This is a genomic window from Streptomyces sp. NPDC046805 (genome assembly GCF_040645355.1).
GTDB lineage: Bacteria > Actinomycetota > Actinomycetes > Streptomycetales > Streptomycetaceae > Streptomyces.
The window spans coordinates 227,823-241,902 of the sequence record NZ_JBEYYC010000006.1; the positions used below are offsets into that span (position 1 = coordinate 227,823).

The window sequence follows — 14,080 nt, forward strand, 5'->3', positions numbered from 1 at the left end:
CAGGTGGCGGCGGGCCACATGCTGGGGAGGCAGGCCCGCCATCCTCCCGTACGGCTCACCTCCGGCGCCTGTTCAGGGGCGACGGCAAACACCCGGCAAATGCGTCGTCGACGCTCCGGGAAGGCGGTTCGGACGGGTGGCCCGCGAGGGTCAGCCGCCCACGTACGCCGCGAGGTGCTCGCCCGTGAGCGTGGAGCGGGCGGTGACGAGGTCGGCGGGGGTGCCCTCGAAGACGACACGGCCGCCGTCGTGGCCGGCGCCGGGGCCGAGGTCGATGATCCAGTCGGCGTGGGCCATGACCGCCTGATGGTGCTCGACCACGATCACGGACTTGCCGGAGTCGACCAACCGGTCCAGCAGACCCAGCAGTTGCTCGACGTCGGCGAGGTGAAGGCCGGCGGTCGGCTCGTCGAGGACGTACACGCCGCCCTTCTCGGCCATGTGCGTGGCCAGCTTGAGCCGCTGCCGCTCGCCGCCGGACAGCGTGGTGAGCGGCTGGCCGAGGGTGAGGTAGCCGAGCCCGACGTCGGCCAGCCGCTGAAGGACCCGGTGCGCGGCGGGGGTTCGTGCCTCGCCGGCGCCGAAGAACTCCTCGGCCTCGGTCACCGACATTGCGAGCACCTCGCTGATGTCCCTGCCGCCGAGGTGGTATTCGAGCACCGACGCCTGGAACCGCTTCCCCTCGCAGTCCTCGCAGGTCGTGGCGACGCCGGCCATCATGGCCAGGTCGGTGTAGATGACGCCGGCGCCGTTGCAGGTGGGGCAGGCGCCCTCGGAGTTGGCGCTGAACAGTGCCGGCTTCACGCCGCCCGCCTTGGCGAACGCCTTGCGGATCGGGTCGAGCAGTCCGGTGTACGTCGCCGGGTTGCTGCGCCGGGAGCCGCGGATCGCGCCCTGGTCGACCGACACCACGCCCGCGCCGGCCGGGATCGACCCGTGCACGAGCGAACTCTTGCCGGAGCCCGCCACGCCGGTGACCACGCAGAGCAGCCCGAGCGGGACGTCGACGTCGACGCCCCGCAGGTTGTGCGCCGTCGCGCCGCGGATCGGAAGGTGCCCGGTGGGCTTGCGCACCGTCTCCTTGACGGCGGCCCGGTCGTCGAGATGGCGGCCCGTGATGGTGTCCCCGGCCCGCAGCCCCTCGACGGTGCCCTCGAAGCAGACGGTGCCGCCCGCCGTACCGGCGCCGGGGCCGAGGTCGACGACATGGTCGGCGATCGCGATGACCTCCGGCTTGTGCTCCACCACGAGCACCGTGTTGCCCTTGTCCCGCAGGCGCAGCAGCAGGCCGTTCATCCGCTGGATGTCGTGCGGGTGCAGGCCCGTGGTGGGCTCGTCGAAGACGTACGTGACATCGGTGAGCGACGAGCCCAGGTGGCGGATCATCTTGACGCGCTGGGCCTCGCCGCCGGAGAGCGTGCCCGAGGGCCGGTCGAGTGAGAGGTAGCCCAGCCCGATCTCCACGAACGAGTCGAGCGTGTGCTGCAGCGTGGTCAGCAGCGGCGCGACCGACGGCTCGTCGAGGCCGCGGACCCAGGCCGCCAGGTCGCTGATCTGCATCGCGCACGCGTCGGCGATGCTGATCCCCGCGATCTTCGACGACCGCGCCCCCTCGGTGAGCCGGGTGCCGTCGCATGCGGGACAGGTGGTGAAGGTGACCGCGCGCTCCACGAACTCACGGATGTGCGGCTGCATCGCCTCCTTGTCCTTGGAGAGCATCGACTTCTGGACGCGCGGGATCAGGCCCTCGTACGTCATGTTGATGCCCGCGATCTTCATCCGGGTCGGCTCGCGATGGAGGAAGTCGTGTCGCTCCCGCTCGGTGTACTCGCGGATCGGCTTGTTCGCGTCGACGAGGCCCGACTCGCTGTAGAGCCGGTAGTTCCAGCCGCCCGCCTTGTACCCGGGGACGGTGAGCGCACCCTCGGCGAGCGACTTGGAGTCGTCGTAGAGGTGGGTGAGGTCGATGTCGGTGACCGAGCCCCTGCCCTCGCAGCGCGGACACATACCGCCGGTGATGCTGAAGTCGCGCCGCTCCTTCACGGTCCGTCCGCCGCGCTCCAGGGTGACCGCGCCCGCCCCGCTGATCGAGGCGATGTTGAAGGAGAACGCCTTGGGCGAGCCGATGTGCGGCTGCCCGAGCCGGCTGAAGAGGATGCGCAGCATCGCGTTGACGTCGGTGGCGGTGCCGACCGTGGAGCGGGGGTCGCCGCCCATCCGCTGCTGGTCGACGCTGATCACGGTCGTCAGCCCGTCGAGAACGTCCACCTCGGGCCGGGCCAGCGTCGGCATGAAGCCCTGCAGGAAGGCGCTGTACGTCTCGTTGATCAGCCGCTGCGACTCGGAGGCGATGGTGTCGAACACCAGCGAGCTCTTGCCCGAGCCGGAGACTCCGGTGAACACCGTCAGCCTGCGCTTGGGGATCTCGACGCTCACGTCCTTGAGGTTGTTCTCACGGGCGCCGTGCACGCGGATCAGATCGTGGCTGTCGGCAAGGTGCGGTACGGGCGACTGTGCGTCCGTCCTCGTGGCCATGCTCATCGTGTCCCCATCTGCTCTGCGCGGCGTGCGTCCCGCTCTTTTGGCCCTCTTCGCCTCGGCCACGGTAGGCGAGCGGCGGTGCCCGGCGCTTCTCGATTCCTGATCGTCTGCCGATCGTCCTGAGCGGCCTTTGATCGCCGAGCCGTGTCAGGCGCCGCCCACCGCCGTGAGCAGGGCCAGCGGAGCCGCCGCCGAGCGGGACTCCCGTACGCACGCGTGCGGGTAGGGCACCGGCTCCGCGTAGGCGTCGCGGCCGTAGCCCGCGAGCACCTCGGGGAGGCGGTGGCCGGTGGCGATGGCCGCGTCGACCAGGGCGTGGGCGACCGTGCGGGCCTCGTCGTGCAGGCCGTAGCGGGCCAGGCCGAGGGCGATCAGCGCGTTGTCGTGCGGCCAGACCGACCCCCGGTGGTACGAGAGCGGGTGGTACGCCGGCTGGCCGGAGGCGAGGGTGCGCACGCCCCAGCCCGAGAAGAAGTCCGGTTCGAGGAGACGCCGGCCGACCAGCTCGCCGTACTCCTTGTCCAGCAGCCCCGACCACAGCAGATGCCCCGCGTCCGAGGCGAGCGCGTCGAGCCGGCGGCCCCGGCCGTCCAGGGCGAGCGCCGGGAAGGAGTGCTCCGGCATCCAGAAGTCCCGCTGGAAGCGCTCGCGGAGGTCGGCGGCAGCCTGCTCCAGCAGGGCCGCGTAGGTCGCGTCCTTCCACACCGTGCGCGCGACCCACGCCGTGCGGCGCAGCGCGTCGTACGCGTAGCCCTGGGCCCCCGCCGCCATCACCGGGCCGCTCGCGCGGGTGCCGTCGGCCGAGCAGATGGCGCCGGGGGAGTCCTTCCAGTTCTGGTTGGCGAGGCCGCCTTCGTCGGCGCGGTAGACGAGGTAGCCGCGCGAGGTCAGTCCGCCGTGGTCCAGCATCCAGCCGATCGCCGCACGGGCGTACGGCTCCAGGCGGCGGGCCATGGCCTCGTCGCCGGTCCGCTCGACGTAGGCGCCGAGGACGATGAGGAACAGCGGGGTGGCGTCCACCGACCCGTAGTAGCGCCCGTACGGCACCTGCCCGAAGTGCGCCAGCTCGCCGTGCCGTACCTCGTGCACGATCTTGCCGGGCTGGGCGACCGAGGAGTCACCGGTCCTTGTCGCCTGCGTGGCGGCCAGCGCCGGGAGCGTGGCGGCGGCCAGCCGGGGGCGGTAGGGCAGGGCGAAGAGCGAGGTGAGCAGGGCGTCCCGGCCGAGGAGGGTGAGGAACCAGGGGGCGCCGGCCGCCGGTACGCGCAGTTCCTCGCCGTCCGGACCGGTCGCCGGGACCTGGAGCGCGGCGAGGTCGGCCAGCCCGCGGGCACAGACCGCCGCCAGCTCGGGCCAGCCCGTCGGGAAGGCCACGCCCGCCACGAACTCGCCCTCCAGCGCGCGGAGTTGTTCGTTCACGGCGGCGGGGGAGCGCGGGACGCGCAGGGCGCGCCGCTCGCCGTGCGGGCGGCCCACCACGCGCAGCACCAGCTCCGTCGTGCCGTGCGGTGCGAGGTCCAGGGTCCACACCAGGCGGCGGGCCCCGGTGCCGGTCTCCTCCACGCCGTCCGGGGCGGGGTCGGCGGTGATGGCCGTACAGGAGTGCCATTCGCCGCGCCGGTAGGTGAACTCCACGCCGTCGTCGAGGAGATGGCGCGAGCGTACGACGCCGGTCTTGGCGTAGGTGCGGTGATCGGAGCGCAGCTCGAACTGGTCGGTGAAGTCGGCGTCGGCGGTGATCGCCAGGCGCACGGTGGTCGGCACCGGACGGTTGCCGGTCACCCGCAGCGACTCGACGAACGAGCAGTCGCCGACGGCCTGTTCTCGCAGGAGGGTGTACGCGGGAGGCTCCTGCCGGCCGCCGCGCGGCACGAGCACGCAGCGCATGGCGTCCCCGTCCGCGACCGGGGTGAGCACCTCGGGTACCGCCCCGTCGACCGTGAGCTGCCAGCGGCTGAGGTGCCGGGCGTCGCGTACGAACAACCCGTCCGGGGAGCTGTTTCCCCGGACGCCGCTGATGTCGCCGCGGTCGTCCACGGCGGCGAACGTCGTGCCGTGCACGAGCAGATGATGCCGGTCCGTCATCCCCGGCTCCCTCCCTTGTCACTTCTGTCGACGTCACTGAAGTCACTTCTGTCGAACGCGTCGGTGCCCGTGCGGGACACGCCGTGCCCGGGATCGTGCAGCAGGTCGAGCGCGAGGGCGGCGGTCCAGCCGAAGCCGGTCGCGCCGCACGCCTCGCCGGTGAACGGGTCGACGTACTCCGCGAATCCGGAGGCGTCGGCGGTGTGCACGATCGCCTCCCGCAGCGCGTCGGCCCGCCGGCGCTCACCGTGCAGCCGCAGCCCGCGCTCCAGCAGCCAGCAGGTGTTGAACCAGGCCGGGCCGCGCCAGTAGCGGTGCGGGTCGAAGGCCTCGCCGAGGAGGTCGTAGCTGGGCACCAGCCGCGTGGCGCCCCCGAGCCCGAAGTGCGGCCCGCACGCCGTCCGCACCAGGGACGTGACGATGTGCCGAGGCAGCCCGGGAAGGAGGAGGGGGATCAGACCGGAGACGCCGCGCTCGGGGATCAGGCCGGCGCTTCGCACATTCCGGTGACTGCGGCTGCCGACATCCCGGTTGAGTACGTCCCGGCAGAAGAACATCCCCTCCGCCGGATCCCACAGCCGCTCCACCAGCGCCACCGTCAGCCGCTCCGCGCGCGCGTGGCGGGCGGTGCCGGTCGCGCCCAGCTCGCGGGCGATGCGTGCCAGGGCGTGCTCGGAGGCGATGAGCAGGGCGTTGAAGGCGGGATCCTCGACGGCGAACTCGCCCACCCGTCTCCCACCACCACCCTCAACCGAGGCCCTGCGGGCCACCCCTTTGTCTTCCCCGTCGGTGTATTCACGGTCCCGGTAGTCGGCCGCAAGCCGCACGTACCGCCCGTAGTCCAGATCCGTCGGCCGGTCCTCGGGTGCGCCGTGATCGAGGTCGGCACGGCGGAAGGAGCGGGTCGGCGCCGGGGTGACGCGGGACAACGGGGCGTCCCAGCAAGGGCTGTTGTCCATGCCCTGTTCCCAGGGGTGGACGACGGACGCCAGCCCCCCGCCGCCCAGGTCGCGCCGGTGCAGCAGATAGCGGTGCCAGGCGGCGAGCCGCGGGTAGGCACCGGCCAGGAAGCCGCGCGCCCACGACAGTTCGGGGTCGGCGCGGTGCACCAGCCAGGCCGCGAGCGCGTGCACCGGTGGCTGCACGATGCCCGAGGTCTGTACGGTGCGCGGGGCGCCCGCCGCGCGCCCCGCGCTCGACGAGCGCCAGAAGTCGGGGCTCGGGAAGTAGGCGTCGTGGGGGACGGAGGGGTTGAAGACGATGTGCGGCACGCGCCCGTCGGCCCACTGCGCGGCCAGCAGTGTCTCCAGCTCGGTCTGGGCCCGCAGCGGCGACACATGGCGCAGCCCGATCGCGATGAACGCGGAGTCCCAGGACCACTGGTGCGGATACAGGCTGCGCGAGGGGACCGTGGAGGTGCCCGTCCAGTTGTCCTCCAGGACCCGGGCCGCTCTGGCGTGGGGGGAGTCAGCCGATGCAGCCGATAACGGTGCATCCGTCGAGGACAGCGGATCGCATGCGACCGCCTGCTCGGCGGGGCGGGCTGTGAGCTGGGCCCTGCGATCCACTCGGGGCTCCCCCAAGACGTCTCGGTCGACCGGCGCGGTGACGAGCACCGCTCTGAGTACCGCTGTGCGTACCACGGGGTTACGTCTGTTTAACGCGCAAAACTCACTATGTAAGGCAAGCTTGACGAACACAAGGGGGTGCGCATGACGGGGCGGAGTCAGGCGAGGCAGGCCGGCGCGGGCGATCTGCTCGAACTGGTCCGTACGGGACGGGCGACGACACGTGGTGCGCTCCAGCAGGCCACGGGGCTGTCCAGAGCCACCGTCGGACAGCGCCTCGACCGGCTCTTCCGCGCGGGCTGGCTGCGCGAGGGCGCGGGCGGCCCGGTGGACTCCCCGCTCGGCGGACGCCCCTCGATCACCCTGGAGTTCGACGACGCCCACGCGGTCGTCCTGGCCGCCGACCTCGATACCCGGCATGCGCGCGCGGCCGTGCTGTCGCTGACCGGCGAGACCCTCGCCGAGCACTCGGGCACCCTCGTCGTCGAGGACGGCCCCGACGCCGTACTGGGCGAACTCGGCGGCTGGTTCGCCGAGTTGCTGGAGAAGTCCGGACACGGGGCCGACGAGGTCTGCGGCATCGGGCTGGCCGTGCCGGGCCCCGTCGACAGCGCGACCGGCCGGGTCGTCCAGCCGCCGATCATGCCCGGCTGGGACGGCTACGACATAAGAGGCCGCCTGGCCAGAGCCTTCACCGCACACACCGGCACGCCCGCGCCGCCGGTGCTCGTGGACAACGACGCGAACCTCATGGCGTACGGCGAGCAGCGCACCGGACGCCCTGACTGCTCGGCGTTCGTCCTTGTCAAGGTGTCGACGGGAATCGGCGCCGGCGTCGTGGTCGACGGCTCGATCTACCGCGGCATCGACGGGGGTGCCGGGGACATCGGGCACATCCGGGTGGGCGCGGAGGCGCTGTGCCGGTGCGGTTCGTACGGCTGTCTCGCGGCCGTCGCCAGCGGGGGCGCCGTGGCCCGGCGGCTGACGGAGGCCGGGGTGCCGGCGGCCTCCGGGGCCGACGTACGGGACCTGCTCGCGTCGGGGCACCCGGAGGCGGCCGCGCTCGCGCGGGAGGCCGGGCGCCGGGTCGGGGACGTCCTGGCGACGGTCGTGACGCTGCTCAACCCCGGCGTGCTGATGATCGCCGGCGACCTGGCCGGGACCGCCTTCCTCACCGGGCTGCGCGAGCTGCTCTACCAGCGGGCGCTGCCCCGCTCCACCGCTCATCTGGACGTCGTGAGGTCACGGCTCGGCGAGCGGGCCGCGCTGATCGGGGCGGGCGCGCTGGTCGTGGAGCACCTGTACGCGCCCGAGCGGGTGGAGGAGCGGCTGCGGGTCCTCGGGGTGTGACAAGTGAGCGGGCTACGGGTGGGCGTGTGACGGGGTGTTTCCGTCCCGAACCACGTCCGCATGGTGAAAACCGGCGGCCTGTGGCAGCGTGATTATCGCCACCCTTGATAAGGGTTGCGCTCAGATGAGCGCGTTAGCGGCGACTGCACTTCTCCAAGGGGTGGCACTGAGTGCCACCCCTTGATCGTTCACATGTTGAACTCAGGCGTAGAGATCTCCGCTCACATGAGCGAAAATAGGCCTGAAGGAGCCGTCATTCGTTTGAGAAATGAAGACAGTGACTGTCTGGCGCTTGCTCTGTCGTAACTTTCGATCCTGTGGCAGACGGCTGGTTGCGGGCGTATGACGCGCTGCTGGATGTACCCAGATGCCTTTGATCTGGGTATGTTCCTGGCCGTCAGGGCAGCCATCGCGTCCTCGAGGAGTCGAGAACCGTGTCGGAAAACAAAGATCGCCACGTAGCCGGGTCGGGCACGAGCGTTGAAGACGTGAAGTTCGTTTACGACTTCACCGAGGGCAACAAGGACCTCAAGGACCTCCTCGGCGGCAAGGGCGCGAACCTCGCCGAGATGACCAACCTGGGCCTTCCCGTCCCTCCGGGCTTCACCATCACCACCGAGGCCTGCAAGGTCTACCTCGACAGCGGCGAGGAGCCCGCGGCACTGCGGGACGAGGTGAGTGCGCACCTCGACGCCCTCGAGCAGAAGATGGGCAAGAAGCTCGGCCAGGCCGACAATCCCCTTCTCGTCTCCGTCCGTTCCGGCGCGAAGTTCTCCATGCCGGGCATGATGGACACCGTCCTGAACATCGGCCTCTCCGACAAGTCGGTGCAGGGCCTGGCCAAGCAGGCCGGCGACGACCGCTTCGCCTGGGACTCGTACCGCCGCCTCATCCAGATGTTCGGCAAGACCGTCCTCGGCGTCGACGGCGAGCTCTTCGAGGAGGCCCTCGACAAGGCCAAGGCGGCCAAGAAGGTCACGGTCGACACCGACCTGGAGGCCGCGGATCTGAAGAAGCTGGTCACCGCCTTCAAGAAGATCGTCAAGAAGGAGGCCGGCCGGGACTTCCCGCAGGACCCGCGCGAGCAGATGGACCTCGCCATCAAGGCGGTCTTCGAGTCGTGGAACGGCGACCGCGCCAAGCTGTACCGCCGCCAGGAGCGCATCCCGGGCGACCTCGGTACGGCCGTCAACGTCTGCTCGATGGTCTTCGGCAACCTGGGCCCGGACTCCGGCACCGGCGTCGCCTTCACCCGTGACCCCGCCAGCGGCCACCAGGGCGTCTACGGCGACTACCTGCAGAACGCGCAGGGCGAGGACGTCGTCGCCGGTATCCGCAACACGGTCCCGCTCGCGGAGCTGGAGTCGATCGACAAGAAGTCGTACGACCAGCTGATGCAGATCATGGAGACCCTGGAGAACCACTACAAGGATCTCTGCGACATCGAGTTCACCATCGAGCGCGGCCAGCTCTGGATGCTGCAGACCCGCGTCGGCAAGCGCACGGCGGGCGCGGCCTTCCGTATCGCCACGCAGCTGGTGGACCAGGGCCTGATCGACGAGACGGAGGCGCTCCAGCGCGTCAGCGGCGCCCAGCTCGCCCAGCTGATGTTCCCGCGCTTCGACGAGGACGCCAAGGCCGAGCAGGTCGGCCGGGGCATCGCGGCCTCGCCGGGTGCGGCGGTCGGCAAGGCGGTCTTCGACTCGTACACCGCCGTGAAGTGGTCGCGCTCGGGCGAGAAGGTCATCCTGGTCCGCCGGGAGACCAACCCCGACGACCTCGACGGCATGATCGCGGCCGAGGGCATCCTGACCTCGCGCGGCGGCAAGACCTCCCACGCGGCCGTCGTCGCGCGCGGCATGGGCAAGACCTGTGTCTGCGGCGCCGAGGAGCTGGAGGTCGACACCAAGCGCCGCCGGATGACGGTGCCGGGCGGTCACGTCGTCGAGGAGGGCGACGTCATCTCCATCGACGGCTCGTCCGGCAAGGTGTACCTGGGCGAGGTGCCGGTGGTCCCGTCCCCGGTCGTCGAGTACTTCGAGGGCCGGATGCACCCGGGCGCCGACGACGCCGACGAGCTCGTCGAGGCCGTGCACCGCATGATGGCCTTCGCCGACCGCAAGCGCCGCCTGCGGGTGCGCGCCAACGCCGACAACGCGGAAGACGCGCTGCGGGCGCGGCGGTTCGGCGCCCAGGGCATCGGCCTGTGCCGTACCGAGCACATGTTCCTCGGCGAGCGCCGCGAGATGGTCGAGAAGCTGATCCTCGCGGACACCGAGGAGGAGCGCGAGGCCGCCCTGCGGGAGCTGCTGCCGCTGCAGAAGAAGGACTTCGTCGAGCTGTTCGAGGCGATGGACGGCCTGCCGGTCACGGTCCGCCTCCTCGACCCGCCGCTGCACGAGTTCCTGCCGGACATCACCGAGCTGTCGGTCCGGGTGGCCCTCGCCGAGTCCCGCAAGGACGCCAACGAGAACGACCTGCGCCTGCTCCAGGCCGTGCACCGCCTGCACGAGCAGAACCCGATGCTGGGCCTGCGCGGCGTACGCCTCGGTCTGGTCATCCCCGGCCTGTTCGCCATGCAGGTCCGCGCGATCGCGGAGGCCGCCGCCGAGCGCAAGAACGCCAAGGGCGACCCGCGCGCCGAGATCATGATCCCGCTCGTCGGCACCGTCCAGGAGCTGGAGATCGTCCGCGAGGAGGCCGACCAGATCATCGCGGAGGTGGAGGCCGCGACGGGCACGAAGCTGAAGCTGGCGATCGGCACGATGATCGAGCTGCCGCGCGCCGCGCTGACCGCCGACCAGATCGCGGAGGCGGCGGAGTTCTTCTCCTTCGGCACGAACGACCTCACCCAGACGGTGTGGGGCTTCAGCCGGGACGACGTGGAGGCGAGCTTCTTCACGGCGTACCTGGAGAAGGGCATCTTCGGAGTCTCCCCGTTCGAGACGATCGACAGGGACGGCGTCGGCTCCCTGGTGAAGGCGGCGGCGAAGGCCGGCCGGGCCACCCGCCCCGACCTGAAGCTCGGCGTCTGCGGTGAGCACGGCGGCGACCCGGAGTCGGTCCACTTCTTCCACGAGGTCGGACTGGACTACGTCTCCTGCTCCCCGTTCCGCATCCCGGTCGCCCGCCTCGAAGCAGGCCGCGCGGCCACCCAGTCCGAGGGCAGCGACCACCGCTGACCCTCCCCCGAACCCGGAGCCGCCGAAGGTCCCCGACCCTCACCGATCTACGGCGGCTCCGGCACCCGATGAGAAGGGGCGGCACCCTGTGCGGGGCGTGCCGCCCCTTCGGGCATCATGCGGCGACGCATTGCTGCGTCGCCGCCCCCTCAGAACCATGGGCGAGTCGTTGTCGCACACGGCTCAAGCAGGTCCCGGACCGGACGGAGACGCTGATCCAGCTCACTCCGTCGGTGTCGGTTCATCGACCTTGGTCGGATCGCCTGTGTTCGACACGATGACGGCCAGCAGCTTTGCCGGTTCCGTTGAACTCGCGTTCTCCGTGAGCGCGTGGTAGGCGTTCGGCGGTTCGACCCAGTGCTCGCCGGCGCGGTAGGTGCGGACCGGCTCGTTGTCGAGCTGGCTGCGCACGGTGCCCTCGAGCACGTAGGCGTAGACGAACGCCTTGCCATGGCGATGCGGCACCGCGCGTGCGGAGGGCGGGAAGTCGACGACCTCCGAGGTGAACGTCTTGCCCGGGACATTTGGAAGTTCCTGTTCAAGCAGCACCTTCACCGTCTCGGAGGGCAGCGTGGGGGACGTCGTCGGTGTGGGTGGTGAGGGAGGCTCAGTCCCAGAGACTGCCGCTTTGGCCCCGGACGGCTCAGCAGCAGTCGCTCCCCCTGCCGCGGGGACGAATGCGGCAGCCGTGGCCACCACGCCGACAGCCAGAAGTCGCAAGGCACGTCGTGTTTTGATCATGACGCCGAACCTCCGAATCTACTCGACGGTCATCAAAGAGTGCCCTCGGGCGCGCGGGAAGGGCTGACTTCCCAGCTCAGAAAGCCAGCCGTACACCCTGTGCGGGGGTGCCGCCCCTTCGGGCAGCGCGCAGCGGAATCAGTGCTGCATCGGAACCCGTGGTCAGGTGCCCGGACGGGGAGCCCGTAGGTGCTGTCGCCGGGCCAGTTCCTCGTCGTCGACCAGGGTGAGCATGGGCTGACCCGGCGCACACAGCATGGTGACGAGGAAGCGGCTCCAGGAGTCCGTCCGGTTGTTCCCGTCCTGGTAGTGGATGACGTCGCCGCCCGGCTCCCAGAACGTCTCCCCGGCCTTGATCACCCGCTCCGGCTCGCCTTCCAGCTCGAAGAGCATCTCCCCCTCCAGGACGTAGCCGAAGGCGGGTCCCGAGTGCCGATGCGGAGGGGTGCCGGGGTCGCCGGGAGGGAACTCGATGACGACCGTCATCGCCTCGGCTCCCTCAGGAATGAACGGTGGCTCCACCGACTGCAGCACGGTGAGCGCCGTCTTCCACGCGTCCGAGCGCGGATGATGCTCAGCGTTGCCTGCCACCGGCTCATGGGTCGGCTCATGGGCCGAGTCGTTGTTCGCCATGATGAGGCCTCCCGTGGTGGGCCGGCTGGTTCAGGAGAGCCAGTCCCTGTAGTGGGTGGGGGCGACGCGGACGTCGCCCTTGCCGACGAGGGCATCGCCGGGCACTGCGGCGAACATGCCGGCGGAGTCGTCGGTGACGACGATGCGGCCGTCGGGATGGGCGCTCAAGGTGATCCGGCCGATTTCGTCGAGAGGGAGGACATCGGGCCCGGCGATGTCGAGGGTGCCGTTCAGCGGGGGGCCGACAGCGACGTCGGCGACGACGTCGGAGACCTCCTGGGCGGCGATCGGCTGGAGCGGCGTGGCGGGCAGGCGGACGGTGTCGCCCTCCGTGGTCCAGGACAGGACCGCGTCCATGAACTCCATGAACTGGGTGGCCCGGACGATCGAGTAGGGGATCGGCCCGGCCTTGAGGATGTCCTCCTGGAGGACCTTGGCCCGGTAGTAGCCGAGTCCGGGCACCTGGTCCGCGCCGACGATCGAGAGGACGACGACATGCCCGACCCCGCCCTTCTCAGCGGCGGCCAGGAGGTTGTCCATCGAGGTCTGGAAAAACCCCGGGGAGGCGTCGTCGAAGGTCGGGGAATTCGTCAGATTGACGACGACGTCGGCACCGGCCACGGCCTCCTCCAGTCCCTGGCCCGTGATCACGTCGACACCCGTGGACTTGGAGTGCGGTACGGCCTCGTGTCCGGCCGCGTTCAGCTTCTGCACGACCTGCGACCCGATGAATCCGGTGCCGCCGAGCACTGCGATCTTCATGAGGAACCTCCAGGTGGCCATGCGGCCATGCGGTCATGTGTCCAGACTGCGACGGCGCAGTGCGCGGCGCACGCGCTCCCGGGCATCCCGGTCGCGGTGCGTGCCGAGGGCAACGCCGACGGCGACAGGGGGCCACGGTCGTGCCGACCACGCGGTGGTGTACTTCTGGTGGGATCGACCGGCGATCGGAGGAATCAAGTGGGGATACGGCCATGACGGGTTGGAACGAGAAGTCCATCCCCGACCAGACCGGCCGCGTGGCCGTCGTCACCGGGGCCAACAGCGGACTGGGGTACGTCACCGTGCGGGAGCTGGCCCGCAAGGGGGCGCGGGTGGTGCTCGCGTGCCGCAGCGAGGTGCGGGGGAACGAGGCGGCGGACCGCATCATGGCCGAAGTGCCGCACGCCATCGCCGAGTTCCGGCGCCTCGACCTCGGCGACCTGTCCTCGGTGCGCGACTTCGCGGAGGGCTTCCCGTACGACCGCCTCGACCTGCTGGTCGACAACGCGGGCGTGATGGCGCCGCCGTACGGCACGACGGCGGACGGCTTCGAGACCCAGTTCGGCATCAACCACCTGGGCCACTTCGCGCTCACCGGACTGCTGTTGCCCACGCTGCTCGCCACGCCCGGCGCGCGGGTCGTGACCGTGTCCAGCATGATGCACGCGCTCGCCAACATCGACATGGGCGACCTCAACAGCGCGCGCCGCTACCACCGTTGGATCGCCTACGCCCGCTCCAAGACGGCCAACCTCCTCTTCACCCACGAACTGTCGCGACGGCTGGCGGCCGCCGGAGCGGACGTCCTCGCGACAGCGGCCCACCCCGGCTACGCGGCGACCAACCTCCAGACCGCGGGCCCCCGGGCGGAGGGCCGCAAGGCCGCCGAGCGGCTGATGGAGGTCGGCAACCTGGTCTTCGCCCAGTCCGCGGAAGCGGGGGCGCTGCCCACGCTGCGTGCGGCGACGGACCCGGACGCGCGCGCGGACGCCTTCTTCGGCCCGTCGTTCGCGATGTGGCGGGGCGCGGCCGCCCCGTCCTGGCGCGCGAGCTGGACGCTCAACGACCAGGCGGGACTGCGGCTTTGGGAGGCGTCAGAGCGGCTGACCGGAGTGACGTACGAGGGGTTGTGAGCTGTTGATGCGTGACGGCACACAAGGGTGTTCTGGTGTGCATGAGCGAGTGCACGGGCCGGGGTGCGCATCTCGCGCAGTGGGG

Annotated in this window: 9 protein-coding genes; 3 read left to right on the forward strand and 6 right to left on the reverse strand. The window is 70.8% G+C overall.

Going from position 1 to position 14,080, the window contains the following annotated elements; translation table 11 throughout:
• Window positions 1–150 precede the first annotated feature (150 nt).
• The 3 genes from ABZ910_RS09805 to ABZ910_RS09815 all read right to left on the reverse strand — a co-directional run bounded on the left by ABZ910_RS09805 (window position 151) and on the right by ABZ910_RS09815 (window position 6,194).
• Window positions 151–2,541, reverse strand: coding sequence for an excinuclease ABC subunit UvrA (locus ABZ910_RS09805; RefSeq protein WP_361361406.1), 2,391 nt, complete (start codon window positions 2,539–2,541; stop codon window positions 151–153).
• A 147-nt stretch (window positions 2,542–2,688) separates the two neighbouring features.
• Complete coding sequence (locus ABZ910_RS09810; RefSeq protein ID WP_361361408.1) at window positions 2,689–4,626, reverse strand: glycogen debranching N-terminal domain-containing protein; 1,938 nt, start codon at window positions 4,624–4,626, stop codon at window positions 2,689–2,691.
• Complete coding sequence (locus ABZ910_RS09815; RefSeq protein WP_361361410.1) at window positions 4,623–6,194, reverse strand: hypothetical protein; 1,572 nt, start codon at window positions 6,192–6,194, stop codon at window positions 4,623–4,625. The genes ABZ910_RS09810 and ABZ910_RS09815 overlap by 4 nt, the downstream gene beginning before the upstream one ends.
• Window positions 6,195–6,338: 144 nt before the next feature.
• On the opposite strand from ABZ910_RS09815, the gene ABZ910_RS09820 reads away from it, so the two are divergent.
• Both ABZ910_RS09820 and ppdK read left to right on the forward strand, forming a co-directional pair.
• Window positions 6,339–7,544 (forward strand): ROK family protein, encoded by a 1,206-nt coding sequence (locus ABZ910_RS09820; protein ID WP_361361412.1) that lies wholly within the window; start codon window positions 6,339–6,341, stop codon window positions 7,542–7,544.
• 434 nt (window positions 7,545–7,978) lie between these two features.
• Window positions 7,979–10,726: a pyruvate, phosphate dikinase gene (ppdK, locus tag ABZ910_RS09825; RefSeq protein WP_361361414.1), complete on the forward strand. Its 2,748-nt coding sequence runs from the start codon at window positions 7,979–7,981 to the stop codon at window positions 10,724–10,726.
• Window positions 10,727–10,948: 222 nt separating this feature from the next.
• Here the strand turns inward: ppdK and ABZ910_RS09830 are convergent, their stop codons facing one another.
• The 3 genes from ABZ910_RS09830 to ABZ910_RS09840 form a co-directional block, all read right to left on the reverse strand.
• Entirely contained in the window at window positions 10,949–11,467 is a 519-nt protein-coding gene (locus ABZ910_RS09830) for a cupin domain-containing protein (protein ID WP_361361416.1), read from the reverse strand.
• 162 nt (window positions 11,468–11,629) lie between these two features.
• Complete coding sequence (locus ABZ910_RS09835) at window positions 11,630–12,100, reverse strand: cupin domain-containing protein (protein ID WP_361361418.1); 471 nt, start codon at window positions 12,098–12,100, stop codon at window positions 11,630–11,632.
• A 30-nt stretch (window positions 12,101–12,130) separates the two neighbouring features.
• Window positions 12,131–12,862 carry an NAD(P)H-binding protein gene (locus ABZ910_RS09840; RefSeq protein ID WP_361361420.1) on the reverse strand — a complete coding sequence of 244 codons (732 nt, stop codon included), beginning with the start codon at window positions 12,860–12,862 and terminating at the stop codon, window positions 12,131–12,133.
• Window positions 12,863–13,074: 212 nt separating this feature from the next.
• Here ABZ910_RS09840 and ABZ910_RS09845 point away from each other — a divergent pair, with 212 nt between their 5' ends.
• Window positions 13,075–13,995 carry an oxidoreductase gene (locus tag ABZ910_RS09845; RefSeq protein WP_361361422.1) on the forward strand — a complete coding sequence of 307 codons (921 nt, stop codon included), beginning with the start codon at window positions 13,075–13,077 and terminating at the stop codon, window positions 13,993–13,995.
• Window positions 13,996–14,080: the final 85 nt, after the last annotated feature.

What these genes read in the sequence shown, in the direction of transcription:
- ABZ910_RS09830 (WP_361361416.1), bottom strand. Translation starts at nt 11,467, where the DNA reads ATGATCAAAACACGACGTGCCTTGCGACTTCTGGCTGTCGGCGTGGTG.
- ABZ910_RS09810 (WP_361361408.1), bottom strand. Translation starts at nt 4,626, where the DNA reads ATGACGGACCGGCATCATCTGCTCGTGCACGGCACGACGTTCGCCGCC.
- ABZ910_RS09820 (WP_361361412.1), top strand. Translation starts at nt 6,339, where the DNA reads ATGACGGGGCGGAGTCAGGCGAGGCAGGCCGGCGCGGGCGATCTGCTC.
- ABZ910_RS09835 (WP_361361418.1), bottom strand. Translation starts at nt 12,100, where the DNA reads ATGGCGAACAACGACTCGGCCCATGAGCCGACCCATGAGCCGGTGGCA.
- ABZ910_RS09840 (WP_361361420.1), bottom strand. Translation starts at nt 12,862, where the DNA reads ATGAAGATCGCAGTGCTCGGCGGCACCGGATTCATCGGGTCGCAGGTC.
- ABZ910_RS09845 (WP_361361422.1), top strand. Translation starts at nt 13,075, where the DNA reads ATGACGGGTTGGAACGAGAAGTCCATCCCCGACCAGACCGGCCGCGTG.
- ABZ910_RS09805 (WP_361361406.1), bottom strand. Translation starts at nt 2,541, where the DNA reads ATGAGCATGGCCACGAGGACGGACGCACAGTCGCCCGTACCGCACCTT.